Source organism: Bradyrhizobium sp. LTSP857, assembly GCF_000938285.1.
In the GTDB taxonomy this organism is placed as follows: Bacteria; Pseudomonadota; Alphaproteobacteria; order Rhizobiales; family Xanthobacteraceae; genus Bradyrhizobium.
This window is the reverse complement of the sequence record NZ_JYMS01000030.1, coordinates 103,445-117,666: the sequence shown is the minus strand read 5'-3', so window position 1 is coordinate 117,666 and position 14,222 is coordinate 103,445. Positions and strand designations below refer to the sequence as shown.

The following is a 14,222-nucleotide window of genomic DNA, read 5'->3' as shown; positions in this document are numbered from 1 at the left end:
TGGAGCTTCCGTTCCGATTCTGTCGGAACGGAAGCTCTAGGGAGAAACGATGCAATGCCGACGCGCGAGCGAATGATCCGATTCTATGATCGCACGATGCGAGGTTTGAATCCGCAGCGCTTCTACGAGAATAGCGGCTTCTACAATATCGGGTACTGGGGCGGAGGGGCAAAATCGCAACGCGAGGCGAGCGAAGAGCTCGTCGATCAGCTCGTCGCGCGCATTCTCGACAAAGGAGGGCCGATGCTTGATGTCGCGTGTGGACTGGGGGCCTCCACGCAACGGCTGGCGCTGACCTTCGCGCCCGACATGATTACCGGCATCAATATTTCCGACACGCAGATCGCCGATGCGCGCATCAGAGCGCCCGACTGCACCTTCCAGGTGATGAACGCGACCGAACTGGATTTTCCTGACAATCATTTTGACGCGGTGATTTGCGTCGAGTCGGCGTATCATTTCGACACCCGCGACAAATTTCTCGAGGAGGCTCTTCGCGTGCTCAAGCCGGGTGGATCATTGGTCATGTCCGATATCCTGTTCCGGACGCCTTTCAACGCGCTGATCGAGATCGGTCACGTGTCGGCAGCGAATCTGGTGCCGAGAATTGTCGACTACCGTGACCGTCTGGCCGCCGCCGGCCTGGTTGCCATCGACGTGACCGACGCGACCAGCTTCTGCCTCGGCGGATTCCGCAAGAACTTAAGTCGGTGGCCGAGCGCGGAGCGCCGGGCAGGCCGCATGGATTTGCTGCAGAGCCTTGCTGCGGCTCCGATTTGCGGGCTGCTGGCAGCCTGTATCGGTATGGTCTGCAAATCTTACTTGCTGGTCTCGGCACGCAAGCCATCTTGAACAAGGCGAAGGGGCCATCAATCTGCCCGACCAACTATTCACGACCCCTGCGCTGACAACCTCATGGCCCTGCTGTCCGTGCATCTGGCCCGGCAGCGTTGCAAACAAGCGGTCGGCACAATATCGTTGATGGTCCGACGCTCTTTCTGACGACCCATCTTCTCGGGAGCCAACAATATGAATGTGATCTCAGCGCCCGGCGGGATCGATCGCCCTCCGGGGAAGATCGACATCCAATCTGCTTGGCTGGGTGCTGAGATGAAGGTCAATCCTGATCGATGGTTGATATCGCTTGGGGCCCGCGAGATCACCGAGCTTGAGAACGCGGCTGAATCATATCTTGGCAGAAGCAAGAAAATCGCCGCCATCACCAAGGAAGGCTTTCCGCTTCCTCACTTCGGCGCGCATCTGGAAAAGCTCAAGACAAAGCTTCTGCTTGGCTTGGGTTTCGAAGTCATACGCGGCCTGCCGGTGGCAAATTATAGCCAGGAGTTTGCGGCGACGATATTTTGCGGGGTGGGCGCGCATCTCGGATCGGCGCGGTCCCAAAATGCAGCGGGGCACATTCTTGGCCACGTCCGTGACGTCGGCGCCGATGCGAGGGATCCGAACACCCGAATTTATCAAACTTCGGAAAGGCAGACATTCCACACGGATTCGTCCGACGTGGTTGGACTGTTATGCATTCGCGAGGCGATGGAGGGAGGCGAGTCTCTCCTTGTCAGTACGACGACAATCTACAACGAGATGTTTGCCAGACGTCCCGACCTTGCCGCTCTCTTGTTTGATCCAATCGCGACAGACCGGCGAGGCGAGGTGCCGGAGAACGAAAAGCCGTATCTCGAAATCCCGGTGCTGAATTGGCATGCGGGTTTCCTAACCGGGTTCTATCAGCGCCAGTATATCGATAGTGCGCAGCGCTTTCCCGATGCGCCAAGGTTGACGCCAGCTCACGTCGAGGCGCTCGATCTCTTCGATGCGCTCGCAAACGATGCCACTCTGCATTTTGGGATGCGGCTTCAGCCAGGTGACATGCAGTTCGTCTACAATCATGCTTTGTTGCATGATCGGACCGGATTTCGCGATTGGCCCATTGCAGGCCAGAAACGTCATTTGCTGCGCCTTTGGCTCAGCATGGAAGGTGACCGGCCGCTGCCCGATTGCTTCAAGCAGCGCTATGGTTCGATTGAAATTGGCAACCGTGGTGGCATTATTACCAAAGGTACCAGTCTGAACGTGCCGTTGGATTGACGTCTGCGAAATCGAATGATGTCCGCGAGTGCTCCGTTGTGGCGGAGAAGTGGACATCAGGCGCGCTGGAGCCGTGCACCCCGATCGGGATGCAGGTCCAGGCGAGCTTCGCTCGAAAAGGCTCCAGCGCTAGCGCCTTGATCGCTTGAGTTCGGCGACCTTGAACCGGTTGCCGGCCTGCAGGCTGCTGCAAAACCAGTGGGCTCTGTTTCGAAACTCGCCCAGGAACACCTTCGTCTCGACGCAATTCTCGTAGGATGAATGGGTGATGGTGTCCCGGCACGTTGGCGAGAGAGGTCCATAATTCAGGCCGCCGCCCGACTCGCTACATCCAACCCAGGGATCCTTGCCGCTGGGGAAGCTTGATGCACAGCCACCGTTGCAACTGCTGGCGACTTTCTCCAGCCTGGCAATCCGCCCCAAGGGTGAATCTGGCGATGGCGTTCGAGCGGTTGACGGCTGAGCGGTTGCCGATCGCGTGTGATGGGTTGACGATGTCCGGTGAGATGTCTCTGTGCTGACCACCGGCCTCGGCGTTGCCGCCGGCTTCGGCGCATCGACCGTGACGGAGGGTAGTGTGGCGGTGGAGCTGGCTCCGGTTTGCGACGTTGCAGGACCGCACAGCAAGACAGTCGACAAGAAAGCGAAGGCTGAAGGCGCGACAAACTTTGACGACAGTCTCATGACATGTCCTTTCAAGGAGGGACTTTCCGTCCCAATGCGCACACGTGACCGACCACCAGATGCTAACCGAACTTTCCAAACCTGGCTACCGAGGGTAGAAAAGATTTCTGCCGATCATCGCCATGCACGTGGTGGCCACACCGCGAGGCAGAACCGAGGCTGCGAATACCCCGCCTGAGGCGATATGCCTGTCGTGCGATTAGTTGTGATCGTAGATCGCGATTCATGCATTGCGATCCAGCGATGTCCGCTATTGCGCCGTATTTTGGCAGAGAAGCGGACATCGGAGGTGCCGGAGCGGAACACTCCGATCTGACCAGGATGCGGTCTTAGACGCGCTTAAACTCTTTAGGGCGGCAGCCCTCCGGCATCCGGCGGCGTTTCGTTGCGAAGAAGCCACGACAGGCGATGACGATGGGCTGAGCGCAGATGGATTCTGGCAGCTTCTTCCGCCGCAGCCGGATCTCGCGCGCGAAGCGCGGCGAGAAGGCGCAAATGTTCGTCGTGAGATTCCTTTGCCCGGTCGATGTCGCCGAGCATCGTCGGCAAAAGAGTCATGGTGTCCGCGAGGCTCGAGAGACTGCGCAGCAGATAGCGATTATGCGCAGCAAAATACAATAGCCGGTGGATCCGCTGATTGATGCGCGAGAGTTCGGCGCCGTCATCGAGATGCGCGCTCTCGCCCTCGATCAGTTCGGCGAGCGCCGCGATTTCGATACTGGAGGCGTGCTGTGCCGCCAATCCCGCCGCCGTGCCCTCCAGCGCCTCCCGCATCACATAGAGTTCGATGACCATGGAATGATCGGGGCGCGTGACCGTCACCCCTCGCCGGGGCTCGTAACTGAGCAGGCCTTCCGCTTCCAGGCGGTGCATGGCCTCGCGCACGGGTGTTCGCGAGACTCGCAACCGAGCCGCCACGTCGAGTTCCGTCAGCCGTCCCCCGGCCGCGAAGGTGCCATCGCGGATCGCCTCCTTGAGTCTGACATAGGCGTCCTGGCCCAAGTCCAGAGCAGGGATGGACTTCTTGGACATCACTGTATACCCTTGTATCCAAAGTTCTGACAGGAGATACCATGCGCATTCTCGTTTTGCCAGGCGATGGCATCGGCCCCGAAATCACAGCCGCTACCATACAGGTTCTGACGGCTGCCTCGGGCCGTTTCAATCTCGGCCTCGAACTGATCGAGGATGTCGTTGGCCATGACAGCCTGCGCCGCTACGGGACGACGGTTCGCCCCGAGATTCTGGATCAGGCGCGCACGGTGCAGGGGATCATCCTCGGACCCACCGCCACCTTTGATTTCAAGGACGAGGCCAAAGGCGAGATCAACCCGTCCAAATTCTTCCGCAAGAGCCTCGACCTGTTCGCCAACATTCGCCCTTCCAAAACCTACGAAGGCTTTCCCGGGCCGGTCGGCAAATTCGATCTTGTCGTGGTGCGCGAAAATACCGAGGGCTTTTATGCCGATCGCAACATGGAGCTGGGAAACGGCGAGATCCTGATGACGCCCGACGTCGCGGTTTCGCTCCGGCGCATCACTCGTCAATGCTGCGAGAGAATCGCCCGCGCCGGCTTCGAATTGGCGATGCGGCGGCGCCGGCACGTGACGCTCGTTCACAAGGCCAACGTTCTCAAGATTGCGGACGGCATGCTGTTCCTCGACGAGTGCAGGAAGGTGGCCGCCGAGTTTCCCGAAGTCGTTGTCGACGATGTGCTGGTCGACGCGATGATGGCGCATGTCGTGCGCGCGCCGCAGCGCTTCGACGTCATCGTCACCACCAATATGTTCGGCGATATTCTGTCCGATCTCACCGCTGAACTGTCGGGCAGCCTCGGTCTTGGCGGCTCGCTCAATGCGGGTGCGGACTATGCCATGGCGCAGGCTGCGCACGGCTCCGCGCCGGACATCGCCGGCAAGAATGTCGCCAATCCCTATTCGCTGATCCTGTCGGCTGCGCTGCTTCTTGCCTGGTATGGGCGACGAACCGGCAAGCCTGCCTTCGAAGCGGCGGCCGAAGCGATCGAAGCGGCGGCGGAAGCGGCCGTCGCAGCGCGCGACGTCACCCGCGATATCGGCGGCAATCTCGGTACCGCCGAAGCGGGGCAGGCACTGGCCGAAGCACTCAAGGAGCATGAAGGACCGGATCGGCAGCGCCAGCGCGTCTGACAAACCGGCGGCGGAATCGCCGCCGGCAATTTTAAAACAATAATGATGGGAGGGGAAACCGGACATGACACTCTTGCAGCAGAGCGTCCTACGCCATCGCGACGTTGCCGAGCCGTCTGGTGCAGAGGCCATGCTGCAAAGCGCGACCCGCAAAGTCGCCCTGCGTTTCGTGCCGCTGCTGACGATCGCCTACATCTTCAATTATCTCGATCGCACCAGCCTCGGCTTTGCTGCGCTCACCATGAATCAGCAGATCGGATTGTCGGCCAGCCAGTTCGGCCTCGGCGCCGGCATATTCTTCGTGGGGTACAGCCTGTTCGAAGTGCCGAGCAATCTGTTGCTCTATCGCATCGGCGCCCGGCGCTGGCTTGCCCGTATCATGATCAGCTGGGGCCTGGTCTCGGCGGCGACCGCACTTGTGGTCGGCCCGAACAGTTTTTATGCGGTGCGGCTGTTGCTGGGGATTGCGGAAGCGGGTTTCTTCCCGGGCGTCACGTTTTTTCTCGCCGCCTGGTTTCCGGCACAATACCGCACGCGCATGCTGGCCTGGTTCCTGATCGGCATTCCCGCGTCGTCGCTGATCGGTGGTCCGGTTTGTGGCATGCTGCTGCAAATGGATGGAATCTGGGGACTGACCGGATGGCAATGGCTGTTCCTGCTGGTCAGCTTGCCCTGCATCCCCTTGGGTTTCCTGATGCTGCGCGTTCTCTCCGATCGTCCGGAGACCGCAGCATGGCTGACGTCGGACGAACGCCGTGCCCTGCGTGACGTCCTTGCGTCGGAAGTGCGGGAGCGGCCGCATTCCTCGTTGCTGGCGGCCCTGAAAGACACCCGTGTCCAGATTCTCGCGGCCATCCAGTTCGGCTTCACATTGGGATCTTACGGGATCGGCATCTGGCTGCCCCTGATCCTGAGGGAATATCACTTGTCGACGCTGACGATCGGCTGGATCTCGGCCATTCCCTATCTCTCTGCGTCCGTCGGCATGATCGTGTGGGCGCGCCATGTGGATCGGAAAGGACGACGTGTCGTCAACCTGGCGATCGCCTGTCTGCTCGGCGGGATCGGTCTCGCCGCGCCGATCCTGTCGGGGTCGCTCACCGTCGCCTTGATCGGGTTCAGCCTGGCTTTGATCGGCGTGACCGCGGCAAGGGCGATCTTCTGGACCATCCCGACCCGGTTCCTGACCGGCGTCGCCGCCGCGGGCGGGCTCGCGTTCATCAACAGTATCGGCACGGTCGGCGGATTTGTCGGTCCGTGGATGATGGGCTGGTTGAAGGAGCTTTCCGGATCGTACGTCATCGGTCTTGGCGCGGTCGCCGCGATCATGGTCGCGGCGACACTTGCCTCGGTGTCACTGAAGCTCGTCGTATCGAAGGAGTAAAGCCATGTTGATGATGACACGACGCGACGTTGGTAGGATCGCGGTTTCTGCCCTGGGAGCGACGCTGCCGATGGCCCATGCTTCAGCAAAAGACGTCTCCGAGATGCCAGCGGGCGCATGCGACTGCCACGTCCACATCATCGGCCCGGCCGGGCAGTATCCGATGGTGCCGCAACGCGGCTACACCCCGCCAGAGGCTTCGGTCTCCGATCTTCATGAGCTGCGCCGGCGCCTTGGCATCACCCGCAATGTGCTGATTCAGCCATCGTTCTACGGCACCGACAATCGCTGCATGCTGGACGCGCTCGCGCAGCTCGGCGACAGCGCGCGCGGCGTCGCGGTGGTCGCCCCCGACATCGGCGATATCGAACTTGCCGAACTCGACAGACGGGGAATTCGCGGCCTCAGGATCAACCTCGAGAGCGGCGAGAACCGTGATCCGCGCGCCGCCGTTGCGGCTCTCGATGCGATCGCGGGACGTATCGGCCATCTGGGCTGGCATATTCAGATCTATGCGGCTTTACCGGTGATTGCCGCCGCCGCCGACCGGATCGCCGCGCTGCCGGTGGAGGTCGTCATCGATCATTTCGGCATGGCGCAAGCTCGCGACGGCATTCGACAGGACGGCTTTGCCGCGCTGCTGGATCTGGTCAAGGCGCGCAAGGCGTACGTCAAATTGTCCGCTCCCTATCGGATATCACGACAGGCGCCGGGATATGCCGATGCAGCTCCGATCGCGCGCGCCTTGATCGCGGCGGGGCCTGATCGCATGCTCTGGGCCAGCGATTGGCCGCATACCGATCGCGTGCCTGATCGCCCGCCACTCGATATCCACCCGTTTCGCATCATCGACGATCATGCTGTTCTCGGCGGCCTCGCGGAGTGGTGCGGCGACAAGGCGCTGGAACGGACGATTCTGGCCGAGACACCGGCGCAGCTCTATCGTTTTGTCTGACCAGATCGATCCGATCGACCGGGTGCTCGACAAGCGGCGGTCGGTACCGATGAAGACGAAGTGTGGCTTTGGAATCTTGGTTTTCGCCACCCTGAGAAGGTGGCCGGAAACGCAGCCAATGAAAATCAAGGCAGCACGGTCTGAGTCTTGGAGACCATGCCGCCCTCATTTCTTAGGCGTGCTTATTCTTCGTCTTCGTCATCCTCGTCGTCCTCATCATCGTCGTCTTCGACTTCCAGGCGTTCGAGCGTGGCCAGTGGCAGCGTCTCGCGGAACAGATCGCCCTCCGAGCCCATCCAGAGGCAGAGGATATCGTCGCCCTTCACCTCCGCGACAGTCAGCGGCTGGCCGCCGGATTTCAGCATCACGACGTCGCCGGTTTTCAGTTCCATGGATGGTCCTTTCAGGTTGATCGACGAGGCGAAGGCTAGCAAGCCGTCATGACATGCCCATCACGGGCTGCGGGACCCGTGAATGTGCTCCGGCTTGCGTAGGCTGCGCGAAACGTCGATGGCAGAGGTTCGAGTGGGGGATCGCTCGATGGCCCTAGGGCTATTCCGTCCCAGGCGCGGCGATGATGGCATCATGCGCCTGTTTTGCCCGACAAGTCAAAGGATTTCGTAAAATCAGCAATGCATTGCGTTTGGCGGCAAGCTGTTGAAATTGCAGCATCCGGCTACTGTGCATGGGGTTGTTTTCGATATTTTGTTGTTACGCCCGGTCCGGCACGAGTTCGGTCAGCGAACGGATGATGCGGTCGGGCTTGACGGTCGAGCCCTCTGGCAGGCCCTCGCCATGCACGTCGATCCAGATCGCATAGATGCCGAGCCGTTGCGGCGTCACGACTTCCCATTCGAGGTTGTCGCCGATCATCCAGGTGTCTTTTGCGGTGACGCCGAGTGCGTCCATCGCGTGCAGATAGGCGCGCTCCTCGGGCTTGCCGAAACCGTGCTCGCCCTCGATCTGGATGTGGTCGAAGCGATGCGCGAGCTCGAAGCGCTCCACCTTGGCGCGCTGCATGTCGGCGGCGCCGTTGGTGACCAGCGCGAGCTTGACGCCGTGCGCCTTGAAAGCATCGATCGCATCATGCGCGCCCGGGAAGACGAAGATCGCTTCTTCGCGATAGGTGGTGAAGCGGTCGGCCAGGCGATCGGCAAGATCGTCGGAGAGGGCACGATGGCCGTTTGCGGCGAGCTCGGCGAAGCCGCCGCGCACCGTGAGCCGCCGCGCCTCGCCAAGCTTCATCCGCCACGCGGCTTCCGCGGTCGACCAGAATTGCCGCGCATAGGCCAGCACGGCCGCGGCGACCTGTTGCGGCGGCAGCGGTGCGAGCTCGTCGGCAAACTCGTTCGCGATCGTATTCCAGGCGATCTCGGGTCGGCCATAGGCCGACAGGATAGTGTCGTCCATGTCGATCAGCATGGCGCGGGGGAGCGGCTTCGTCTTGGGCGGCGTCATCGTCATCATGGCCATTTCACCTCCGGCGGCAGCGACGACAGGATCGAATCCACATTGCCGCCGGTCTTGAGCCCGAAGATGGTGCCGCGGTCATAGAGCAAGTTGAATTCGACATAGCGTCCACGACGGATCAGTTGCTCCTGGCGGTCTTCCGCGGTCCATGCGGTCGCGAAATTGCGTCGCACGATGTCAGGATAGGTGTTCAGGAAAGTACGGCCGACATCCTGCGTGAAGGCGAGGTCCGCGTCCCAATCGCCGCTGTCGTGCCAGTCGTAGAAGATGCCGCCGATCCCGCGCGCCTCTTTCCGGTGCGGCAGGTAGAAATACTCGTCGCACCATTTCTTATACTTGTCGTAGTCGGCGATGCCGTTCGGCTGCGTGCACGCCTCTTTCATCGCGGCGTGAAAGGCGATCGTGTCGGCATCGTCCTGCGTGCGCCGGCGGTCCAGCACCGGCGTGAGGTCGGCGCCGCCGCCGAACCAGGCCTTGGTGGTGACGACGAAGCGCGTGTTCATGTGCACGGCCGGCACGTGCGGATTGCGCAGATGCGCGATCAGCGAGATGCCGGAGGCCCAGAACCGCGGATCGTCCGCCGCGCCCGGAATCTGCGCGCGAAACTCGGGCGCGAACTCGCCGTGCACGGTCGAGCAGTGCACGCCGACTTTTTCGAACAGGCGGCCTGACATCATCGACATCACGCCGCCACCGCCGGGCGCGCCGCTGTGGTCGGTGCGCTGCCAGGGCGTGCGCGCGAAGCGGCCGGCCTCGCCGGGATAGAGGCTTTGCGGCGCGTCGTCCTCGAGCCGCTCGAAGCTCGCGCAGATGTCGTCGCGCAAGGATTCAAACCAGGCGCGGGCGCGCGTCTTGCGGTCTTCGATTGTCGATGCGTCCATCTGCATTCCTGTAGGGTGGGCAAAGGCGCCCTTGCGCCGTGCCCACCATCCTTCACCGTCGTCTTGAATGGTGGGCACGCTACGCTTTGCCCACCCTACGAAATCCTCGAAGTCTAATCTTGCGGACCGTAATAGGTGCAGCTCTCGTTGCAACTGTCGCGGTGGATGCTGACGCGGGTGAGCTGGCCGATATGCTGTAGCCGCTCCCAGACGAAGCGCGAGAGGTTTTCCAGCGTCGGCATTCCCAGCGCCTCGATCTTGTTGAGGAACTTGTGGTCCAGCGTCAGCCGCACGTCCTCGATCGCGCGCTGGAGCAGGCCGAGATCGACCACCATGCCGGTTGCAGGATCGGGCGTACCGCGCACTGTCACCTCGGCGCGGAAGGAGTGGCCGTGGATCTCTTCGCTGTCCGCACCAAAGGTCGTTCCCGACAGCGAATGCGCCGCCTCGAAGCGGAACGATTTCGTCAATTCCCACATCTGTCCGTCAACCAATCCTATCTGATGCCGAGCGATTTATGCGTCTGCACGCTGAGCCGCCATTGCGGATGGTGCAGGCAGTAATCGATGGCGCGTGCGGTGTTCTGGGCGACCTCGGGCCCGTCCATCGGTTGTAGCGAGAAGCGTTCGAAGGCGAGGCCCTCGAAAGTCTCCGGCGCTGCCAGCGCCTGCGGATAGACCAGCTTCAGCTCATGGCCGCGCTTCAGCACCAGCTCGCTGCCGCCCTTGGGGCTGACGCAGATCCAGTCGAGCCCCGCGGGCGGAGCAATCGTGCCGTTGGTCTCGACCCCGATCTCGAAGCCGCGGGCATGGAGCGCCTCGACCAGGTCGGCGTCCACCTGGAGCAGCGGTTCGCCGCCGGTCAGCACCACGTAGCGGTTGTCGGCCGTCGCACGCCATTGCGCGGCAATGGTGTCGGCAAGCTCCACGGCCGAGGCGTAGCGGCCGCCGAGCGTGCCGTTGGTGCCGACGAAATCCGTGTCGCAGAATTTGCAGGTCGCCTCGAGGCGGTCAGCCTCGCGCCCGCTCCAGAGGTTGCAGCCGGCAAAACGGCAGAACACGGACGCGCGCCCGGCATGGGCGCCTTCGCCTTGCAGGGTCAGGAAGATTTCCTTGACCGCGTAACTCACTCGTCTCTCCTCAACATATCAAACTTGCGGGTTCCGGACCTGCCGCAGCGCTTCGCCTGCGGCCATCGCCGCGGTCATGGCGACATTGAGCGACCGCAGCCCGGGCGTGATCGGGATCACCAGCCGCGCATCCGCGGCCTCGACCACCGCGTCGGTGACACCGGCGCTCTCGCGCCCGAATAGCAGGATGTCCGACGTCTGGTAATGAAAATCGCGGTAATCCGTGGCGGCCTTGGTGGTGAACAGCAGCAGCCGGGTGCCTTGCGCCGCGCGGCATTCCTCGAATTTCGACCAGGAGTCGTGGCGGGTCACACTCACATGGTCGAGATAGTCCATTCCCGCCCGGCGGAAATGTCGGTCGGAAACGGGGAAGCCGGCCGGTTCAATGATATGGGCAGCCATGCCCAGACAGGCGCAGAGCCTGAGAATCGTGCCGGTGTTCTGGGCGATGTCCGGCTGGAAAAGCGCGATCTGCATGTGTCGTGACCGGGTTGGTGCGGGTCGGAAATGTCTCATTAAAACATCGCTAGCCGCGGAATTCGTGCATTGCACCCTTCCGCGCCGTTAGCGGGCTTGCGCTCGCCCGGCAAGGGTGCCAATAGAACGATTCTGGACTGCTGTTTTCGCCTTGTTTTGGCGGGGACTAGCCAAGTTCTGCCGCCGCGGGGGGCCGCGGGCGCCGGCAGCCTGTTCTGGGGACCTTGGGGGCTCCTAGAGCGGTTCCACCGGCAGCATAAGAAGAAAGGGTTGGAATCGTGACGACAGCGTCTTCGGCGGACCATCCGACACGCCGTGATTTCTTATTCGTTGCAACGGGGGCTGCCGCAGCAGTAGGGGGCGCGGCCGCACTTTGGCCCTTCATCTCCCAAATGAATCCGGACGCCTCGACCATCGCCGCCGGTGCGCCGATCGAGGTCGATCTGACCCCGGTCGCCGAGGGGCAGGACATCAAGGTGTTCTGGCGCGGCAAGCCGATCTACATCAGCCATCGCACCAAGAAGCAGATCGACGAGGCGCGCGCCGTTCCTGTGGCGAGCCTGCCCGATCCGCAATCCGACGAGGCCCGGGTCAAAGCCGGCCATGACCAGTGGCTGGTCGTGATCGGCATCTGCACCCATCTCGGCTGCATCCCGATCGCTCATGAAGGCAATTACGACGGGTTCTTCTGCCCCTGCCATGGTTCGCAGTACGATTCGTCCGGCCGCATCCGCCAGGGGCCCGCGCCCGCGAACCTGCCGGTGCCGCCGTACCAGTTCGTTTCCGACACCAAAATCCAGATCGGCTGAGCTTCGGATCCTCCTCCGAAGCCTCGAACCGTCATGTCGTATTATTTCCTCAGGATCGCATCATGAGCGGACCATCCGACTACCAGCCGAGCAATCCGGCCCTGCAATGGATCGAGCGACGTCTGCCGATCCTGGGTCTCGTGCATTCCTCCTTCGTCGTCTATCCCACCCCGCGCAATTTGAACTACTGGTGGACCTTCGGCGCCATCCTCTCCTTCATGCTGGGGATGCAGATCCTGACCGGCGTGATCCTGGCGATGCACTACACGCCGCATGCCGATCTCGCCTTCAAGTCGGTCGAGCTTCTGGTCCGTGACGTCAATTACGGCTGGCTGCTGCGCAACATGCATGCCTGCGGCGCGTCGATGTTCTTCTTCGCGGTCTATGTCCACATGCTGCGCGGTCTCTACTACGGCTCCTACAAGGAGCCGCGCGAGGTGCTGTGGATCCTTGGCGTCATTATCTATCTCCTGATGATGGCGACCGGCTTCATGGGCTACGTGCTGCCGTGGGGCCAGATGAGCTTCTGGGGCGCCACCGTCATCACCAATCTGTTCTCCGCCATTCCTTATGTCGGCGAGAGCATCGTGACGCTGCTGTGGGGCGGCTATTCGGTCGGCAACCCGACGCTGAACCGCTTCTTCTCGCTGCATTACCTGCTGCCGTTCCTGATTGCGGGCGTCGTCGTGCTCCACGTCTGGGCGCTGCATGTCGCCGGCCAGAACAATCCGGACGGCGTCGAGCCGAAGACGGAAAAGGACACGGTGCCGTTCACGCCGCACGCGACCATCAAGGACGGCTTCGGCGTCGCCTGCTTCCTGTTGCTCTACGCCTGGTTCATCTTCTACATGCCGAACTATCTCGGCGACGCCGACAACTTCATTCCGGCGAATCCGGGCGTGACGCCGCCGCACATCGTGCCGGAATGGTATTACCTGCCGTTCTACGCGATCCTGCGCTCGATCCCGAACAAGCTTGCGGGCGTGATCGGGATGTTCTCGGCGATCATCATCCTGTGCTTCCTGCCCTGGCTCGATGCCGCCAAGACCAAATCGTCGAAGTACCGTCCGCTGGCCAAGCAGTTCTTCTGGATCTTCGTCGCGGTCTGCATCCTGCTCGGCTATCTCGGCGCGCAGCCGCCGGAAGGCATCTACGTGATCGCCGGCCGGGTCCTGACGGTCTGCTACTTCGCCTACTTCCTGATCGTGCTGCCGCTGCTCTCGCGTATCGAGACGCCGCGGCCGGTGCCGAACTCGATCTCGGAGGCGATCCTCGCCAAGAGCAGCAAGGCTGTCGCCTCGATCGCGGTCGCGCTCGTCGCCGCCGGCGCACTGTTCGTCGGCACGTTGCAAGATGCCCGCGCCGAGGAAGGCGGCCCCAAGCCGCCGGGCAACAGCTGGTCCTTTGCCGGCCCTTTCGGCAAGTATGACCGCGGTGCGCTCCAGCGCGGTCTGAAGGTCTACAAGGAAGTCTGCTCCAACTGCCACAGCCTGTCCTTCATCGCCTTCCGCAATCTCGGAGACGACGGCGGCCCCGGCTATTCGGTGGCGCAGGTCGCGGCCTTCGCCTCCGACTACAAGATCAAGGACGGTCCGAACGATCAGGGCGACATGTTCGAGCGCCCCGGCCGGGCGGCTGACTACTTCCCCTCGCCATTCCCGAACGAGCAGGCGGCTCGCGCGGCGAACGGCGGCGCGGCGCCGCCCGATTTGTCGCTGATCACCAAGGCGCGTTCCTATGGCCGCGGCTTCCCGCTGTTCCTGGTCGACTTCTTCAGCCAATACCAGGAACAGGGCCCGGACTATGTCGCGGCCGTGCTGCAGGGCTTTGAGGACAAGGTGCCGGAAGGCGTGACCATCCCGGAGGGCTCGTACTACAACAAGTTCTTCCCGGGCCACGCCATCAAGATGCCGAAGCCGCTCAGCGACGGCCAGGTGACCTATGACGACGGCTCGCCGGCGACGGTCGCGCAGTATGCCAAGGACGTCACCACGTTCCTGATGTGGACCGCCGAACCGCACATGGAAGCGCGCAAGCGCCTCGGCTTCCAGGTCTTCATCTTCCTGATCATCTTCGCGGGCCTGATGTACTTCACCAAGAAGAAAGTCTGGGCCGACTCGCACTGAGCGGCGCACGCGAGACGAGAATGAAGAAGCCCCCGC

General features: G+C 62.2%; 14 protein-coding genes. 7 read left to right on the top strand and 7 right to left on the bottom strand.

What is annotated here, in order from left to right; genetic code table 11:
- Positions 1-54 precede the first annotated feature (54 nt).
- Together UP06_RS20570 and UP06_RS20565 are read left to right on the top strand one after the other, a co-directional pair.
- Positions 55-852, top strand: coding sequence for a class I SAM-dependent methyltransferase (locus UP06_RS20570; RefSeq protein ID WP_045005250.1), 798 nt, complete (start codon positions 55-57; stop codon positions 850-852).
- Between the two features lie 177 nt (positions 853-1,029).
- Positions 1,030-2,103 (top strand): TauD/TfdA family dioxygenase, encoded by a 1,074-nt coding sequence (locus tag UP06_RS20565; RefSeq protein ID WP_045005248.1) that lies wholly within the window; start codon positions 1,030-1,032, stop codon positions 2,101-2,103.
- A gap of 1,032 nt (positions 2,104-3,135) precedes the next feature.
- On the opposite strand, the gene UP06_RS20560 is transcribed toward UP06_RS20565, so the two are convergent.
- A complete protein-coding gene (locus UP06_RS20560; protein WP_045005246.1) occupies positions 3,136-3,819 on the bottom strand; it encodes a GntR family transcriptional regulator in 684 nt (227 codons plus the stop codon).
- Between the two features lie 41 nt (positions 3,820-3,860).
- Here UP06_RS20560 and UP06_RS20555 point away from each other — a divergent pair, with 41 nt between their 5' ends.
- The 3 genes from UP06_RS20555 (at position 3,861) to UP06_RS20545 (ending at position 7,294) form a co-directional block, all read left to right on the top strand.
- A complete protein-coding gene (locus UP06_RS20555) occupies positions 3,861-4,955 on the top strand; it encodes an isocitrate/isopropylmalate dehydrogenase family protein (protein WP_045005244.1) in 1,095 nt (364 codons plus the stop codon).
- Positions 4,956-5,019: 64 nt separating this feature from the next.
- Entirely contained in the window at positions 5,020-6,339 is a 1,320-nt protein-coding gene (locus tag UP06_RS20550) for an MFS transporter (RefSeq protein WP_082078450.1), read from the top strand.
- A gap of 4 nt (positions 6,340-6,343) precedes the next feature.
- Positions 6,344-7,294 (top strand): amidohydrolase family protein, encoded by a 951-nt coding sequence (locus UP06_RS20545; RefSeq protein ID WP_082081528.1) that lies wholly within the window; start codon positions 6,344-6,346, stop codon positions 7,292-7,294.
- Between the two features lie 182 nt (positions 7,295-7,476).
- Here the strand turns inward: UP06_RS20545 and UP06_RS20540 are convergent, their stop codons facing one another.
- From UP06_RS20540 to UP06_RS20515, 6 genes are all read right to left on the bottom strand, one after another.
- Positions 7,477-7,686 (bottom strand): YodC family protein, encoded by a 210-nt coding sequence (locus UP06_RS20540; protein ID WP_045005241.1) that lies wholly within the window; start codon positions 7,684-7,686, stop codon positions 7,477-7,479.
- A gap of 319 nt (positions 7,687-8,005) precedes the next feature.
- The gene (locus UP06_RS20535; RefSeq protein ID WP_197087333.1) at positions 8,006-8,767 is read right to left on the bottom strand and encodes an HAD family hydrolase; all 762 of its coding nucleotides are present in this window, start codon (positions 8,765-8,767) and stop codon (positions 8,006-8,008) included.
- Positions 8,758-9,645 (bottom strand): oxygen-dependent coproporphyrinogen oxidase, encoded by an 888-nt coding sequence (gene hemF / locus UP06_RS20530; protein WP_045005315.1) that lies wholly within the window; start codon positions 9,643-9,645, stop codon positions 8,758-8,760. Before hemF ends, UP06_RS20535 begins: the two co-directional genes overlap by 10 nt.
- Before the next feature lie 113 nt (positions 9,646-9,758).
- Positions 9,759-10,124, bottom strand: a complete 366-nt coding sequence (locus UP06_RS20525) for a 6-pyruvoyl trahydropterin synthase family protein (protein WP_045005239.1) — start codon at positions 10,122-10,124, stop codon at positions 9,759-9,761.
- A 17-nt stretch (positions 10,125-10,141) separates the two neighbouring features.
- The gene (queE, locus tag UP06_RS20520) at positions 10,142-10,774 is read right to left on the bottom strand and encodes a 7-carboxy-7-deazaguanine synthase (protein WP_045005237.1); all 633 of its coding nucleotides are present in this window, start codon (positions 10,772-10,774) and stop codon (positions 10,142-10,144) included.
- Positions 10,775-10,792: 18 nt separating this feature from the next.
- Positions 10,793-11,251 carry a tRNA (cytidine(34)-2'-O)-methyltransferase gene (locus UP06_RS20515; RefSeq protein ID WP_045005234.1) on the bottom strand — a complete coding sequence of 153 codons (459 nt, stop codon included), beginning with the start codon at positions 11,249-11,251 and terminating at the stop codon, positions 10,793-10,795.
- Between the two features lie 278 nt (positions 11,252-11,529).
- Between UP06_RS20515 and petA the strand changes: the two genes are divergently transcribed.
- The gene (gene petA, locus UP06_RS20510) at positions 11,530-12,060 is read left to right on the top strand and encodes a ubiquinol-cytochrome c reductase iron-sulfur subunit (RefSeq protein ID WP_082078448.1); all 531 of its coding nucleotides are present in this window, start codon (positions 11,530-11,532) and stop codon (positions 12,058-12,060) included.
- A gap of 62 nt (positions 12,061-12,122) precedes the next feature.
- Positions 12,123-14,186 (top strand): cytochrome b/c1, encoded by a 2,064-nt coding sequence (gene fbcH, locus UP06_RS20505; protein ID WP_045005231.1) that lies wholly within the window; start codon positions 12,123-12,125, stop codon positions 14,184-14,186.
- Positions 14,187-14,222 lie beyond the last annotated feature (36 nt).

What these genes read in the sequence shown, in the direction of transcription:
- UP06_RS20570 (WP_045005250.1), top strand. Translation starts at nt 55, where the DNA reads ATGCCGACGCGCGAGCGAATGATCCGATTCTATGATCGCACGATGCGA.
- UP06_RS20565 (WP_045005248.1), top strand. Translation starts at nt 1,030, where the DNA reads ATGAATGTGATCTCAGCGCCCGGCGGGATCGATCGCCCTCCGGGGAAG.
- UP06_RS20560 (WP_045005246.1), bottom strand. Translation starts at nt 3,819, where the DNA reads ATGTCCAAGAAGTCCATCCCTGCTCTGGACTTGGGCCAGGACGCCTAT.
- UP06_RS20555 (WP_045005244.1), top strand. Translation starts at nt 3,861, where the DNA reads ATGCGCATTCTCGTTTTGCCAGGCGATGGCATCGGCCCCGAAATCACA.
- UP06_RS20550 (WP_082078450.1), top strand. Translation starts at nt 5,020, where the DNA reads ATGACACTCTTGCAGCAGAGCGTCCTACGCCATCGCGACGTTGCCGAG.
- UP06_RS20545 (WP_082081528.1), top strand. Translation starts at nt 6,344, where the DNA reads ATGTTGATGATGACACGACGCGACGTTGGTAGGATCGCGGTTTCTGCC.
- UP06_RS20540 (WP_045005241.1), bottom strand. Translation starts at nt 7,686, where the DNA reads ATGGAACTGAAAACCGGCGACGTCGTGATGCTGAAATCCGGCGGCCAG.
- UP06_RS20535 (WP_197087333.1), bottom strand. Translation starts at nt 8,767, where the DNA reads ATGGCCATGATGACGATGACGCCGCCCAAGACGAAGCCGCTCCCCCGC.
- hemF (WP_045005315.1), bottom strand. Translation starts at nt 9,645, where the DNA reads ATGGACGCATCGACAATCGAAGACCGCAAGACGCGCGCCCGCGCCTGG.
- UP06_RS20525 (WP_045005239.1), bottom strand. Translation starts at nt 10,124, where the DNA reads ATGTGGGAATTGACGAAATCGTTCCGCTTCGAGGCGGCGCATTCGCTG.
- UP06_RS20515 (WP_045005234.1), bottom strand. Translation starts at nt 11,251, where the DNA reads ATGCAGATCGCGCTTTTCCAGCCGGACATCGCCCAGAACACCGGCACG.
- fbcH (WP_045005231.1), top strand. Translation starts at nt 12,123, where the DNA reads ATGAGCGGACCATCCGACTACCAGCCGAGCAATCCGGCCCTGCAATGG.